The sequence below is a fragment of the Streptococcus entericus DSM 14446 genome (genome assembly GCF_000380025.1).
Lineage (GTDB): Bacteria > Bacillota > Bacilli > Lactobacillales > Streptococcaceae > Streptococcus > Streptococcus entericus.
Genome location: NZ_KB904183.1, coordinates 32,225 through 45,203 on the forward strand (window position 1 = coordinate 32,225; position 12,979 = coordinate 45,203).

The 12,979-nt window shown below is 48.2% G+C and carries 16 protein-coding genes and 1 other RNA gene; 10 read left to right on the forward strand and 7 right to left on the reverse strand.

From position 1 onward, the window contains the following. Nucleotides 1–820 precede the first annotated feature (820 nt). The 10 genes from A3GW_RS12265 to A3GW_RS0108575 all read left to right on the forward strand — a co-directional run bounded on the left by A3GW_RS12265 (nucleotide 821) and on the right by A3GW_RS0108575 (nucleotide 7,221). Nucleotides 821–1,234 (forward strand): LPXTG cell wall anchor domain-containing protein, encoded by a 414-nt coding sequence (locus A3GW_RS12265; RefSeq protein WP_473965405.1) that lies wholly within the window; start codon nucleotides 821–823, stop codon nucleotides 1,232–1,234. Nucleotides 1,235–1,365: 131 nt separating this feature from the next. Next, complete coding sequence (locus tag A3GW_RS0108535; RefSeq protein WP_018368867.1) at nucleotides 1,366–1,872, forward strand: GNAT family N-acetyltransferase; 507 nt, start codon at nucleotides 1,366–1,368, stop codon at nucleotides 1,870–1,872. A gap of 287 nt (nucleotides 1,873–2,159) precedes the next feature. Next, nucleotides 2,160–2,396, forward strand: a complete 237-nt coding sequence (locus tag A3GW_RS11050) for a DUF6440 family protein (protein WP_018368868.1) — start codon at nucleotides 2,160–2,162, stop codon at nucleotides 2,394–2,396. Next, complete coding sequence (locus tag A3GW_RS0108545; protein ID WP_018368869.1) at nucleotides 2,393–2,887, forward strand: methylated-DNA--[protein]-cysteine S-methyltransferase; 495 nt, start codon at nucleotides 2,393–2,395, stop codon at nucleotides 2,885–2,887. Before A3GW_RS11050 ends, A3GW_RS0108545 begins: the two co-directional genes overlap by 4 nt. A 31-nt stretch (nucleotides 2,888–2,918) precedes the next feature. Next, nucleotides 2,919–3,278, forward strand: coding sequence for an arsenate reductase family protein (locus A3GW_RS0108550; RefSeq protein ID WP_018368870.1), 360 nt, complete (start codon nucleotides 2,919–2,921; stop codon nucleotides 3,276–3,278). 1 nt (nucleotide 3,279) lies between these two features. Then, nucleotides 3,280–3,639, forward strand: a complete 360-nt coding sequence (locus A3GW_RS0108555) for a DUF2200 domain-containing protein (RefSeq protein ID WP_018368871.1) — start codon at nucleotides 3,280–3,282, stop codon at nucleotides 3,637–3,639. 416 nt (nucleotides 3,640–4,055) lie between these two features. Next, nucleotides 4,056–5,183, forward strand: a complete 1,128-nt coding sequence (locus A3GW_RS0108560) for a 5-methyltetrahydropteroyltriglutamate--homocysteine S-methyltransferase (RefSeq protein ID WP_018368872.1) — start codon at nucleotides 4,056–4,058, stop codon at nucleotides 5,181–5,183. Between the two features lie 17 nt (nucleotides 5,184–5,200). Beyond that, nucleotides 5,201–6,313 carry a 5-methyltetrahydropteroyltriglutamate--homocysteine S-methyltransferase gene (locus A3GW_RS0108565; RefSeq protein ID WP_018368873.1) on the forward strand — a complete coding sequence of 371 codons (1,113 nt, stop codon included), beginning with the start codon at nucleotides 5,201–5,203 and terminating at the stop codon, nucleotides 6,311–6,313. After that, nucleotides 6,313–6,819 carry a hypothetical protein gene (locus tag A3GW_RS0108570; RefSeq protein WP_018368874.1) on the forward strand — a complete coding sequence of 169 codons (507 nt, stop codon included), beginning with the start codon at nucleotides 6,313–6,315 and terminating at the stop codon, nucleotides 6,817–6,819. The genes A3GW_RS0108565 and A3GW_RS0108570 overlap by 1 nt, the downstream gene beginning before the upstream one ends. A gap of 12 nt (nucleotides 6,820–6,831) precedes the next feature. Next, on the forward strand, nucleotides 6,832–7,221 hold the full coding sequence (locus A3GW_RS0108575) for a DUF4430 domain-containing protein (protein ID WP_018368875.1): 390 nt from the start codon (nucleotides 6,832–6,834) through the stop codon (nucleotides 7,219–7,221). A 143-nt stretch (nucleotides 7,222–7,364) separates the two neighbouring features. Here the strand turns inward: A3GW_RS0108575 and yaaA are convergent, their stop codons facing one another. The 7 genes from yaaA to A3GW_RS0108605 all read right to left on the reverse strand — a co-directional run bounded on the left by yaaA (nucleotide 7,365) and on the right by A3GW_RS0108605 (nucleotide 12,933). Next, on the reverse strand, nucleotides 7,365–8,078 hold the full coding sequence (gene yaaA, locus A3GW_RS0108580; protein ID WP_026216673.1) for a peroxide stress protein YaaA: 714 nt from the start codon (nucleotides 8,076–8,078) through the stop codon (nucleotides 7,365–7,367). A gap of 249 nt (nucleotides 8,079–8,327) precedes the next feature. Then, on the reverse strand, nucleotides 8,328–9,179 hold the full coding sequence (locus A3GW_RS0108585; protein ID WP_018368877.1) for a VOC family protein: 852 nt from the start codon (nucleotides 9,177–9,179) through the stop codon (nucleotides 8,328–8,330). 137 nt (nucleotides 9,180–9,316) lie between these two features. After that, on the reverse strand, nucleotides 9,317–10,105 hold the full coding sequence (zupT, locus tag A3GW_RS0108590; RefSeq protein ID WP_018368878.1) for a zinc transporter ZupT: 789 nt from the start codon (nucleotides 10,103–10,105) through the stop codon (nucleotides 9,317–9,319). A gap of 62 nt (nucleotides 10,106–10,167) precedes the next feature. Then, nucleotides 10,168–10,363, reverse strand: a non-coding RNA gene (ssrS, locus tag A3GW_RS11585) — 6S RNA. 73 nt (nucleotides 10,364–10,436) lie between these two features. After that, complete coding sequence (locus tag A3GW_RS0108595) at nucleotides 10,437–10,796, reverse strand: DUF1304 domain-containing protein (RefSeq protein WP_018368879.1); 360 nt, start codon at nucleotides 10,794–10,796, stop codon at nucleotides 10,437–10,439. Nucleotides 10,797–10,812: 16 nt separating this feature from the next. Then, complete coding sequence (locus tag A3GW_RS0108600) at nucleotides 10,813–12,090, reverse strand: replication-associated recombination protein A (RefSeq protein ID WP_018368880.1); 1,278 nt, start codon at nucleotides 12,088–12,090, stop codon at nucleotides 10,813–10,815. A 12-nt stretch (nucleotides 12,091–12,102) separates the two neighbouring features. Beyond that, nucleotides 12,103–12,933, reverse strand: a complete 831-nt coding sequence (locus A3GW_RS0108605) for a GIY-YIG nuclease family protein (RefSeq protein ID WP_018368881.1) — start codon at nucleotides 12,931–12,933, stop codon at nucleotides 12,103–12,105. Between the last annotated feature and the right edge of the window lie 46 nt (nucleotides 12,934–12,979).

Below are 12,979 nucleotides of genomic sequence, written 5' to 3' on the forward strand. Positions count from 1 at the left end.
TCCAGAGCCAACTCCAGATCCAGAACCAACTCCAGATCCAGAGCCAACTCCAGATCCAAATGATAACACACAACCACCGCGTCAAATTACTGACGTCAACCCTCAAACTGACTCAGGTATCATCGCAGAGGTTCAATCAGCGGATGCCAAGGTGGCAGGCTTGAGAGTGGTCTTCCACAAAGAAACCAATAACCCTGAAACACCAGCCATCCTCAAGGGCACCGACTACGACCTCTTTGATATCGAGCTGGTCGACAAGGATGGTAATGTCACCAAGCCAACTGCTCCGGTTGACGTTTACCTGCCGATTGATGACGGCAAAGATGTCGCTCAAGTGGTTTACTTGCCAAATAGTGACCAGAGCCAAAGCCTGTCATTCACAACAGTGACTCGTGATGGCAAGCGCTATGCCAAATTCACCGCAGAGCACTTCAGTGAGTATGGTATTGTTTATGAGCCACAATCAACACCAGATCCAGAACCAACACCAGATCCAGAACCAACACCGGATCCAGAACCAACACCAGATCCAGAACCAACACCGGTTCCAGAACCGACACCAAATCCGGATCCAAAACCAACACCGGATCCAACACCGGTTCCAGAACCAACGCCAAATCCTGTTCCAACCCCTGGAACCCCTGGTCAAGGTGGGGACACCTCAAATCCTGGTAACCCAGGCATTAACCAAGGTAACACACCAGACACTGGTAATACACCAAATAAACCTGTGGACAAGGATAAGTTGGCTACCGATTTGCTTAAAGCAATTGATGCATCTAACTTGACTGACGAGCAAAAGGGCGATTTGGCTGTCAAAGTGGCACTTGCAGAAACCGAAGCTGAACTCGAAGCTCTTGAAGCAGAGTTCAACAAACTTCGCCAAGCGTCACCAGCTGCTCCGACAATTGATTTGTCAGCAGGTCGTACTGATTTGCTTAAAGCAATCGATGCATCCAACTTGACTGACGAGCAAAAAGGCGATTTGGCTGTCAAGGTAGCATTCGCAGAAACTGAAGCTGAACTCGAAGCCATCAAGGCAGAAGTTGCTAAGCTTATTAAAGCGACAAGCCGACCAGCTACAGCTCCTGCAGCTTCAGCACCAGCCTCAGCGACAGNAGGTAAGAAGGGACTCCCTGCAACAGGCGATGCCCACACAGCTCTAGCCGCTGTCGGCGCAACAGCCCTCTTATCAGCCCTAGGCTTAGCCGGACTGAGAAGACGAGCTAAATAAGCTAATAAAAACTAGATTGGCCATGAGCCAGTCTAGTTTTTTAGCAAATACACACTTAAGTTAGAAAACCTCAATTATGTTATAATAAAAAAAGATAGCTATTCAAAGCAGTCGTTTCAAAGGAGGATATTGTGGACATTAGACTGGCTTTCCCAAGTGAAGTTAATCAAATCATGGAAATTATTGGTGATGCGAGACGCCATATCGCTGGCTATGGGAGTGACCAATGGCAGGGTGCTTATCCTGACCGTGAGATCATTGTTGAGGATATCTTGCAAGGCTATGGTCAAGTTGCTGTGGTAGACGGTCGAGTAGCAGCCTATGTTGCCATGATGGGTCATGAGCCAGCTTATGACTGTCTATTGACAGGGAGTTGGAGACAGCCTGATAAAACTGATTATCTTACCTTTCATCGGATAGCGGTCGCGGAGACCTTTCGTGGGCAAGGAGTCATCTTGGCCCTCTTGGAAGGTTTGATGGAAGTCCGTCAAACTAGGACATTTCGAGCGGATACTCACCCTGCCAATAAAGCGATGCAGCATATTTTTACCAAGCTAGGATTTCAGCAGGTAGGGATTGCTCAGTTACCAGATGGTGAGCGGTTGGCTTACGAAAAGGTAGCTTCAGAAAAAGGTTGATGGTCTTTGCCTGTGGCTGATCAATTTGACCAGTATAACGATTTTTTGGCATAGTTACAATTCATTAGATTTAGACTAGAGTAAATAAATTTCTGGACAGATAAGCAGAGTGGCGGTTTACTATACAAGTGTTCAATCACAAACTTCCAGCAGGAAGTTGCCCTATCGGCAATGGCAGTCCTGAACGGTGACTTTAGCGTTGACTTACCCACAAGATAGCTTCTTGTCTATTTGAATGACGGAGGCTATTTTGCTATAATGAAGAAAATAAGAAAAGGAGCAGACAGATGTTTTTTGAAGAAGCAGATAAAAAAGAGCGTAAGCGTGCAGAGAAAGAAGCAAGCAAGAAGGCTAAAGAAGGCCTTCGGGAACGATTTGAAGTCACTTACTTTACAGTGCCTAGTGATGGCTTGAGAACGTATAGTTTGTTGCTGGATAAGGAGACAGGCGTAGAGTATCTGTCAAATGGACATGGGCTGACGCCGCTTTTGAACGCAGAAGGCAAGCCAAAGGTGCGCCAGTGACTTTCATCAGAGCTTGCTATATATCTCCCATCGGCGAACTTTCCTTGGTAGCTGATGAGACAGGCTTGGTCGGTGCTTGGTTTCTGGGGCAAGCTCACTTTGAACGAGGGTTAAAAGAGCCTGTGGAAATGGGAGATTCTGTCATCCTTCAGCGGTCAGTGGAGTGGCTGGAGAGCTACTTTGCAGGTGAGGCGCCAAAAGTAGCTGTTCCCTTATCTCCTCAAGGCACTGCTTTTCAACAGCGGGTTTGGTCGGAGTTGGCAACCATTCCCTACGGACAGACCTGTACGTATAAGGCCTTAGCAGACCGCCTGCAATGCCGCTCTAGCCAAGCTGTTGGTGGAGCAGTTGGGAAAAATCCTCTGTCCATCTTTATTCCCTGTCACCGTGTATTAGGAAGTGATGGGAGTTTGACGGGTTACGCAGGAGGCTTGGAGCGAAAAAGTTGGCTGTTGGCACATGAAGAAAGTCTCTCCAAATCAACTGATTAGCTCTGCTATGAGACAAAAGAAAGGAAATATCATGACCTATCTCTACTATGAATACCCTAAATGCAGTACCTGTAAGGCTGCTAAGAAAGAGTTGACCCAGCTTGGTGTGGCGTTTGAAGCCATTGACATCAAGGAGACACCTCCGACAGCAAGCCAGCTCAAGGAATGGATGGCAGCGACTGGATTGGAGCTAAAGAAATACTTTAATACCTCTGGCAACAGTTACCGTGCCTTGGGGCTCAAAGACCGTTTTGACAGTCTGACAGAGGAAGAAGCCTTGGATTTGCTAGCGGCAGATGGCATGTTGATCAAGCGACCACTCCTCATCAAGGATGGGAAAATCCTGCAAATCGGCTACAAAACACCTTATGAAGAATTGGGGGTGCAGTAAGATGAGCCGTATCTACCAGATGAGTTTTGCTTCGGTCTACCAAGCCTTGGTCAACAAGGTGGAGCGAAAAGGCCATGCAGGTGCTGATGTCGCCCGAGTTACCACTTGGTTGACAGGCTACAGCATAGAAGAAGTGAGCGATTTTCGTCAATCAGAAGTAACCTTTGGTGATTTCTTTAGACAGGCTCCTGCCTACCATCCAGATCGCACTTTGATTACTGGCAAGATTTGTGGGGTGCAGATTGAGGAGATTACAGATCCTCTTATGCAGGAAATCCGCCGTTTGGACAAGTTGGTGGACTGGTTGGCCAAGGGAAAAACGGTGGAAGAAACATTGGCTAAGTACACCGCCGAAAAATAAAAATTGAGAGCGGGACAAAAATCGGTCATTCGTCAGAATTCGATGAGTCGTTAGCCCACCTCCGCATAGCTCAAACAGTCAGGGAAGTGACTGTTTGAGGTTGGAAATTTGGGAAAGACATTTCCCTCATTAGGGCTGTAAAAACTGATAAAATCAGCAAATTAGAGCCCACTCGACCATTGCGCCTTGCTTGAAAATTAAAAATTACTTGAGAGGTTAGGACTTTTGTCCCAACCTCAATTTATTTATACTTGAAAAGTAATCCTGCTAGAGCAACTAAGGCTCTTGGTTGAAGGCTCGCATTTTAGTTATAGCTAAAAACTATAACCAGCTCCATAAAAAGACTATTATGCAAACTATTTTTTGTCTGTTATAATAAATTCATCTTAAACATTAACCAAAAAGGGAGAGATGAAATGGTAAAAAAATACTTTGAACATGTTGGTAGTTTTTTGCGACCGGAGGCGTTGAGAGTAGCTCGCGAAGAGTTTACAGCAGGTAAAATTTCTGCTGAGGAGCTTACAGCGATTGAAGATAAGGCCATCACAGAACTTGTCGATAAGCAGATTTCGGCTGGCTTGGAAAAAGTCACAGACGGTGAGTTCCGTCGTCTTTACTGGCACTTGGATTTTTTCTGGGGGTTTAATGGTATCGACCATATCCAGGCAGCCGAGGGCTATAAGTTCCATGACGAGACGACCAAGGCTGACTCGGCCATCCTTTCTGGGAAAATCACCGGGCACAACCATCCGTTTGTTGAGCACTACAAATTTCTGGCTCAGCTGGTTGAGGGACGAGGTGTCGAAGCCAAATACACCATTCCAGCTCCTTCTCAGTTCTATTTTGAGTTGATTCGTGATGCTGAGCATGTGGCCAAGTTACAAGAGATTTACCCTGATGTTGAGGAGTTGCGTCGAGATATCCAGGCAGCTTACTTACAAGTGATCAATGATTTGGTTGCAGCTGGTCTCAAGACGTTGCAGGTCGATGACTGCACCTGGGGTGTCTTGGTTGATGACAACTTTTTGACGGCTTGGGGTGCCCTTCAAGGACAAACAAAGGATGAGGTGCGTGAGAGCCTTGCTCAGCTATTTTTAACCCTTAATAATGACGTCTATGAGCATGTGCCGGCTGGGCTTTTGGTCAATACCCATGTGTGCCGTGGAAATTACCACTCAACCTGGGCTTCTCAAGGTGGCTACAATCCAATTGCTAAGGAACTTTTTGCGGACGAAGCAGCAAAGACCTACTTCCTTGAGTTCGACAACGAACGCTCTGGTGGATTTGAGCCACTGGCAGAGTTCAAAGACCCTGACAAGGTTGCGGTATTGGGGTTGATTACTTCAAAATTCCCAGAATTAGAAGACAAGGCAGCGCTCATTGCGCGTATCAAGGAAGCTAGTCAATATATCCCGCTGGAGCAGCTCTGGATTTCTACCCAGTGTGGCTTTGCCTCAACGGAAGAGGGCAATATTTTGACTGATGAGGATCAGTGGAACAAGCTCAAACTGGTCAAAGAGGTTATTGACGAGGTTTGGGGATAGGACAGGAGGAATTACAGATGACAAAAAAATATTTTGAGCACGTTGGGAGCTTTTTGCGTCCTGAAGAATTAAAAATAGCTAGAGCCCAGTTTGCCGCGGGCGAAATCAGTCAAGAAGAGCTGACGGCTATAGAGGATCGTTTAATTACTGAGTTGGTCGATAAGCAGGTGGCGGTCGGTCTTGAGAAAATCACGGATGGCGAATTCCGTCGTGCCAACTGGCATGTGGATTTCTTCTGGGGATTTGAGGGCATTGAGCGGTCTCAGTACGGTGAGGGGTTACATTTTGCTGGTGTCGAGACCAATGACGACTCGGCGATTGTCACTGGTAAAATCAGCTTTAACAAAGCAACTCATCCCTTTATCCAACACTACCGCTTTATCAAACAGCTCGCTGATGAACGAGGAGTAGAGGCTAAGCTGACTATTCCAGCCCCAGCCCAGTGTTTGATTGAATTGCAGCGCGGTAGCAATCTCGAGAAGGCTTTAGCAGTTTACCCCAACCCAGCTGATCTAGCACAGGACTTAGCAGCGGCTTATCGTCAGGCTATTCTAGCTTTTTATGACGAAGGGGCTCGGACCATTCAGTTGGATGATTGTACTTGGGGAGCTATCATGGACGATGCCTTCTTCCAGTCGGTCATTAAAGGCGTGGACAAAGATTTCTTGAGAGAGAATTTCTTGCGAATCAATAATGCCGCCATCGTTGACCTGCCAGAAGACCTGCAAATCAATACTCACGTGTGCCGAGGCAATTACCAATCCACCTATCTGACGTCTGGCTCTTATACCCCAGTAGCGGAAACCCTCTTTGGTCGTGAAAATGCGACAGCCTATTTCCTAGAGTATGACAACGACCGTTCTGGTGGCTTTGAACCGCTAGCAGAGTTCAAAAACCCTGACAAGGTGGCTGTCCTAGGTCTTGTAACGACTAAGGACGGCAAACTGGAAGACAAAGAGCAGTTGATTGCCCGCATCAAGGAAGCTAGTCAACATATCCCGTTGGAACAGCTCTGGTTGGCAACCCAATGTGGCTTTGCCTCAACAGAAGAAGGAAACATTTTGACTGATGAGGACCAGTGGAACAAGCTGAAACTGGTCAAAGAGGTCATTGATGAGGTTTGGGGCTAATGAATACCCGTCGTCTGGCTCAAATTGCTTTACTATCAGCCCTTAGCGTAGCGCTTCGCTACGCTTTTGGCGCTTTTCCAAACATCAAACCAATCACCGCCATATTTCTCGTCCTATCCATTACCCTAGTTCTAGCAGATAGCCTGATGGTGATGGCATTGACCATGGTAGTCACCTCCTTTATCTTTGGTTTTGGTCCTTGGGTGCTCTGGCAGCTACTGGCCTACGGGGTGGTTCTATTTTTGTGGAAAATGCTGTGCTACCCCTTAACAAAGTCCTTAAAATCTGCTACAATAAGAGGAGTTGCCCAATCAGTTCTGGCTGGGCTGATGGGGATTTTATACGGTCTGGTGATTGATAGTGTGTCTGCCTTGTTCTACCAAATGCCAATCTGGGCTTATCTGCTCAACGGTATTAGTTTTAACCTGGCGCATGCGATCTCAACAGCCTTATTTTATCCGATTATTGTTACTATTTTTGCTCGACTAGAGCAACTAACCCACTAAAGGAGACCTCCCATGAGAAAACGACTATCATCTATCTTTGCCTTGATGGCAGTGCTCAGTGTGACAGGCTGTGCAGCTGTGCGATTGGAACAAGAAAAAACGACACCAGCAACAAGTCAGGTGTCAGAACAAATGGTACAGCTGGTCGTGAAGACTGGCGAAACACAGACAGAACAATCGGTGCCACTCAAAGAGGGCGAGACAGTACTTGACCTCTTGAAAGCTCATCACGATGTTGAAGAAACCGATGGCTTTGTTACGGCCATTGACGGTGTTAAGCAAGACGAGGCTGCTAAACTTTACTGGATGTACAAGGTCAACGATGTGATGGCAGATAAATCTGCGGCAGAGCTGACACCAAACGCCGGGGATGTGATTGAATTTTACCAAGAAAAATTTTAAATCGTTTTATCGCACCCGATCGGTGCGATTTTTTTAAGGTTGTGTAATACTTGACGAAATAAAGAGCCCAGCTTCCTTCTAAACAGTTGGGAAGCGGGCTTTAAAAGACAGTTAGCTAACTGATTAGCGTGGTTTTTTCATGTTCAGTCCACTTTTCTCACAAAAACGAGCTGTTGAGGATTGGAAAGTTCTTCTCTATAGTTGAACTGTTCGAAGCTTAGCTTTTTAAGTTGTTTAAGGGTGTTGACGTTTTTTTGTTGAGCTTGCTTGAGGAGAAGACCACGTCCTTTTTTGGAAATGGTAGAATGCGTTTTGAGCTGTCCAGCTTTTTCCTCATGGAAGAGCACTCTGACAAAACGCTCTTGAACAGTCGGTGAAAAGACTGTTTCAAACTCGCTTGAGAGGAGAGAAATCAAGAGGTCTTCGCCGCTGACAGCTTGGTCATAGAGTGGGCGCCAATAGGTTTTGAGGGAGTGACCGTCAATCTTGAGGTGCTGTTGGAAATCTAATCGATGCTCTGCGATGGGGAAAGTCGCCCCAATAACCCCATAGAGGGCGCTGGTGATAAGGACATGTTCTGCTAGGTAGTCAAGGTTCTCGCGATCAATTTGGCGGTACATGAGACCGTTGAAAAGCTGAATGGCTGGGTAGGACGATGCGGTGCCAGCTAGTAGATCCTGCCAACGTTGCCATTCTTTTTGGGCAGCAGCAGGGCTAATCTTGTAAAAAGCAGTCAGCTGGTCAGCTGACAGGCAAGAGACGGCAGCCAGGATAGCTTGGCTTTGTTCTGATAACTGTTGGGCTGGGATAGAGCCAGGATCGGCCATTTCCTTGGCAGTTGGTATTAAAAACTTCATAGCTCTATTGTAAAAGGAAGACTGGCATTTGTCAAAGCCCAGGGATAGATTGAGCGATAGCCGACAAGGGGGCAATTGTACACCTGTAAACCTGTACACCACTAAGATGAGTTTTCCAAAGCTTATCCACAAACCTGTGGACAACTTGTGCAAAAAGAGTGGAAAAGTCTTTCTTTATCCCCTAGAAAAGCAGATTTTCAAAGACATTTCCCACAAGAATAAAAGTTTCCCACAACCTGTGGGAAACTTTTATTCTGCCAGGCGAATCTGAATGCGGATACCGTCAGGATCCTGGAGGAGGAAGGTTTTTTGGTCGTCGCTGACCAGGGTCATCTGATGGAGGGCTGCCCGTTTTTTGGTGGCCAGGAAATCCAGTTCCTGCTTGAAGCTGATGGTCAAATGGTTGAGACCTGCTTGGCCTGGCTGACGTGCGGCAAGGTCTGTTCCTGCCCATTGGTTGAAGGCCAGGTGGTGGTGATAGGTGCCTGAGGCGATGAAGGAGGCTGTTGGCATGCTGAACTTGTCCCCCAGACCAAAGACCTTTTGGAAACGTTGGGAGCTGGTAGCGGCATCTGGCACGCTGAGGTGGACATGGCCCATGCTGGTGCCTGGAGGCAGCTGGTAGCCTTGGGGGCTAGGACTAGCTTGGGCCAGCAGGTCATCCGCAGCGAGTGCCACTGTTGTACCTAGGATGCGCCCATCCTCTAGGATATCCCACTGGCTGATAGGCTTGTCGGCATAGAGCTCGATGCCGTTGCCTTCGGGGTCTTGGAGGTAAATGGCTTCGCTGTAGCCATGGTCAGACCCGCCTTGGAGGGGAACCTGGTTAAGCAAGAGGTGCTTGAACACGGTGGCCAGGGCAGGACGGTCAGGCAGGAGCAGGGCCAGGTGGAAGAGGCCTGCGGTTGGCTCTGCTGGGGTTTGAGCTTGTCGTAGTTCAACCAAGACCTCTGGCTGGTCAGCCAGGCCCAATTGGCTACTGTCGCTGGTTTGCCCTAGCAGGCTAAGGCCGATGACCTGCTGATAGAAGTCGCTTTGCAGTTGCAGGTTGGTCACGTTGAGGACTACCTTGCCCAGGGTGATTTTACTGTCTTTTATCATCTCTAGTCTCCTTTAATGATTGGTGATAATCCCATTTTATCACTATGTAGTGAAAATGTAAATTGATTTGCTTAAAGGGAAAAAGGGGGTGCTCAGCTATTGGCAAAAAAAACAAGCCCCCAAAAGGGAGCTTGCGACTAAATAAAGAGCAGGAGGCTGAGGGCCATGACCAGCATGCCGACGATGAGGCCGTAGATGGACAGGTGGTGCTCGCCATACTCGTGGGCGGTGGGGAGGAGCTCATCCAGAGAGATGAAGACCATGATGCCGGCCACGCTGGCAAAGATGAGGCCGTAGACCATATCGTTCATGATGGGCATGAGCAGGAACCAGCCCATCAGGGCTCCGATGGGTTCGGCAAGACCAGACAGGAAGGAGTAGGTAAAGGCCTTTTTTCGAGAGCCTGTGGCCTGGTAGATGGGGACAGATACGGCCATACCTTCGGGGATATTGTGGATGGCGATGGCGACCACAATGGGGATGGCCAAGTTGGGGTCCTGGAGAGCAGAGATAAAGGTGGCTAGGCCTTCTGGGAAGTTATGGATGGCGATGGCCAGGGCAGTCATGACCCCCATTCGCATGAGCTTCTGTGGTTCCTGCTGGTCCAGGGTCTTGATTTCGTGGGGGTTCTCTTCAGATGGAATTAGCTTGTCAATCAGGGCGATCAGGAGTATACCACCGAAGAAACCAGCCACAGTGGCCCAGGTCCCTGCCCTGTCGCCCAGCTGGTGGCTGAGGAATTCCTGGGCTTTGGGGAAGATTTCGATGAAAGAGACATAAATCATGACTCCTGCGGAGAAACCGAGGCTGATGGAAAGAAATTTTTTATTGTCGCTTCGGGTAACAAAGGCAATCAGGCTACCGATCCCTGTGCTCAGACCCGCTAGGGCAGTGAGCAAAAAAGCGACGAGCAAATTGTCTGACATAGGGGAACTTTCTAGAGTGTTTATGGAAAAAGACTGACGAGGTCAGTCTCTCATGTTAAATAAAAAAAGCTGTATTGGTACCGGTGATTCACGTTTTGTATTGAACCCGCACACTAAAAGCAGGGGGGCGACACGTGCTTAACTTCAGTTGCTTCTGGGTGAGCCAGCCTGCATACTGTTAGGCAAATCTTGTCTCCCGGTAAATACAAAAAATAGTCGGTCAACACTTAGATGTGAATTCGTATACCACAGCCATTTCTTATGATTCTATAATACCAAAAATCTGGCAAAAGTCAAGCTCTTTTACGCAAACGTTCTCATTTTTTTTGGTCTAATCTAATATCAGTAAGGATAGGAGGGTCAGAATGGCTGGTCCGCCTTGGGTGAGGAGGATTTTGGGACTTGAGGTCACGGCTCCGTAAGTGGCTACGCCAGTCACAAACACAGCAAATAGGGTGATCATTTCTTGGTTGCTGGTTATCAAACTGTAGATCATTGCCAAGGCCAGACCTAGATTATAGATTCCTTGGTTTTTGAAGAGTGTGATGACGATTGGATTGGCCTGGTTCGCCTTGCTAAGGTCAAATACCTTAGCCGTCCGATGAGACTGAGGCACCAGGCTCTCCAGATAAAAGATGTAGACGTGTTCTAGGGCCACAAGACTGGCTAAAATTATAGTAATAGGGTGCATGTTGTTGAATTCTCCTTTAGTTGGGTTTGGCCTTGCGGCGGTCAATGGATTCTTTGATTTGCCCCAGAGCGCGCTCGTATTTGCCGGTTTGGTTTGGGGTAAAATAGCTGGCGCTTTTGAGCTTGTCTGGGAGGTACTGTTGGTTGACCCATTTTTCTGGGTAGGCGTGGGGGTAGAGGTAACCCTGAGCGTGACCGAGTTCCTTGCTGCCAGCGTAGTGCCCATCGCGCAAGTGTTTTGGAATGGGCAGGTGTCCATTGGTCTTAAGGTCGGCGATGGCAGCGTCCATAGCTAGGTAGGCAGAGTTAGACTTGGGAGACAGTGCTAGGTCAATGACAACATTGGCAATTAAGATACGAGCCTCGGGGAAGCCGATTTTCTGGGCGGCTTCAAGGGCAGTCACGGTGTGAACTTGAGCATCTGGATTGGCTAGTCCAATGTCCTCATATGCGATGACGGTCAGACGTCTGGCAAGGCTGGGCAAATCCCCTGCCTCAATCAGGCGGGCGGCGTAGTGGAGGCTGGCATCGACATCACTGCCTCGGATGGATTTTTGCAAGGCGGAGAGCACATCGTAATGCCCATCGCCGTCCTTGTCCATGGTGATGTAGGAGCGTTGTAGGCTATTTTCCATGATGTCAAGGGTGATATGTCGGACACCCTTGTCGTCTGGCTGGGTGGACAGCACTGCCAGTTCCAGTGAGTTATAGGCTGACCGCAGGTCGCCGTTGGTCGCTGTGGCGATGAAATCTAGGGCCTGCTCCGCTATGGTCACCGAAAACGCAAAGCCTCGCTCAGGGTCATCCACTGCACGGCGGATAGCGGTCTTGATTTGGTCCATCGTCAGGGGCTCCAGCGCAAAAATCTGGACGCGGCTGCGAATGGCGGGCGTGACGGAGAAAAAGGGGTTCTCGGTGGTGGCGCCAATCATGATGATGTCCCCACTCTCAAGGAGCGGCAGGAGAAAGTCCTGCTTGGTCTTGTCAAGGCGGTGAATCTCATCAAGCAGCAGGACTAGCCCACCTGAAAATTTAGCCTCTTCAGCGATTTCTTGGAGGCGTTTTTTACTGTCGGTGGTGGCATTGAAGGTGCGAAAGGCGTACTTGGTCGTGCCTGCGATGGCGGAGGCGATAGAGGTCTTGCCGATACCAGGCGGACCGTAGAGAATCATGGAGGAGAGGAGTTCGGCTTCAACCATGCGACGGATGATTTTGCCAGCGCCTACTAAGTGTTCCTGACCGATGACATCGTCAATGGTGCGTGGCCGCATGCGGATAGCGAGATTGTGGGGCATGGGAAGTCCTTTCTAATCCCAGTTGATGGTTAGAGAAAGACCAATCTGGTCAGCGAATCGTTGGAGGACGCGTTTTTTATTAGGAGTAGAGAGATTTCGGTAGACATGGATATGGGGCGTGACAGGAGAGGTTTGTCGGATTCCGGATTTATCAAATTTTTCGACGGTTCCCAATAAAAATCGTCCATTTGGCTCGCCTCTGATGACTAGTTCTAAAACTTTTTCAGAGTAGATTGGGGATGTGATGAGATGCTTGAAAAGATTGACGTAGCAAGCGGTAGGATTTTTTCCTGTGAGGATAGTACCATCAGCTAAGGCGATGGTGTAGCCTTGGTGGTGGGGATGGTACTCTTTTTCCGTTTCATTTGTAGAGAGTTCAAAGAGTGGGATATTGGCGACCTCTTCCAAGACATTTTGGGTAATATGCCAGATGTTATTGGCACGAATCTTGCTGATTTTATCAATCCAAGAAGAATTTCCTTGTGTAACATTTTCTAGCTCAAATCCTGCTTCTCGAAACTCTTTGATCAGTAGAGCCTCCAGATAATCCAGCTGAGACTTGTCCAAATGCCCATCTTCTCGACCAAAAAAGATGACTTGATTCCACCAATTTTTTTCCTTATCATGTTGGTGGAGACGAGTATATACGGATGTGGCTGCTTGTCCAATGTAGCGTTTATTTTCGCCAATGAGGATGTAAATACCAGCTTTTTGTGCTTCGGGTAATTGTTTTAGGGCGTTGAGGTCTGAGCGATGTGCTGCAGTTACGACGCCAGGCTCCTTGGTATAGACGGTGATGTTGTCCCGACCGTTGTCTTCTGCGATGATCGTGTGTTGTACCATAGCTTTCTCCTTGTCTTTTCCCCCTATTATACCAAAAAACACTGCC

Bases quoted from the DNA above. Each gene is read 5' to 3' on its own strand.
- A3GW_RS11050 (WP_018368868.1), top strand. From the start codon at position 2,160: ATGTTTTTTGAAGAAGCAGATAAAAAAGAGCGTAAGCGTGCAGAGAAA.
- A3GW_RS0108550 (WP_018368870.1), top strand. From the start codon at position 2,919: ATGACCTATCTCTACTATGAATACCCTAAATGCAGTACCTGTAAGGCT.
- A3GW_RS0108555 (WP_018368871.1), top strand. From the start codon at position 3,280: ATGAGCCGTATCTACCAGATGAGTTTTGCTTCGGTCTACCAAGCCTTG.
- A3GW_RS0108560 (WP_018368872.1), top strand. From the start codon at position 4,056: ATGGTAAAAAAATACTTTGAACATGTTGGTAGTTTTTTGCGACCGGAG.
- A3GW_RS0108565 (WP_018368873.1), top strand. From the start codon at position 5,201: ATGACAAAAAAATATTTTGAGCACGTTGGGAGCTTTTTGCGTCCTGAA.
- A3GW_RS0108570 (WP_018368874.1), top strand. From the start codon at position 6,313: ATGAATACCCGTCGTCTGGCTCAAATTGCTTTACTATCAGCCCTTAGC.
- A3GW_RS0108575 (WP_018368875.1), top strand. From the start codon at position 6,832: ATGAGAAAACGACTATCATCTATCTTTGCCTTGATGGCAGTGCTCAGT.
- yaaA (WP_026216673.1), bottom strand. From the start codon at position 8,078: ATGAAGTTTTTAATACCAACTGCCAAGGAAATGGCCGATCCTGGCTCT.
- A3GW_RS0108585 (WP_018368877.1), bottom strand. From the start codon at position 9,179: ATGATAAAAGACAGTAAAATCACCCTGGGCAAGGTAGTCCTCAACGTG.
- zupT (WP_018368878.1), bottom strand. From the start codon at position 10,105: ATGTCAGACAATTTGCTCGTCGCTTTTTTGCTCACTGCCCTAGCGGGT.
- A3GW_RS0108595 (WP_018368879.1), bottom strand. From the start codon at position 10,796: ATGCACCCTATTACTATAATTTTAGCCAGTCTTGTGGCCCTAGAACAC.
- A3GW_RS0108600 (WP_018368880.1), bottom strand. From the start codon at position 12,090: ATGCCCCACAATCTCGCTATCCGCATGCGGCCACGCACCATTGACGAT.
- A3GW_RS0108605 (WP_018368881.1), bottom strand. From the start codon at position 12,933: ATGGTACAACACACGATCATCGCAGAAGACAACGGTCGGGACAACATC.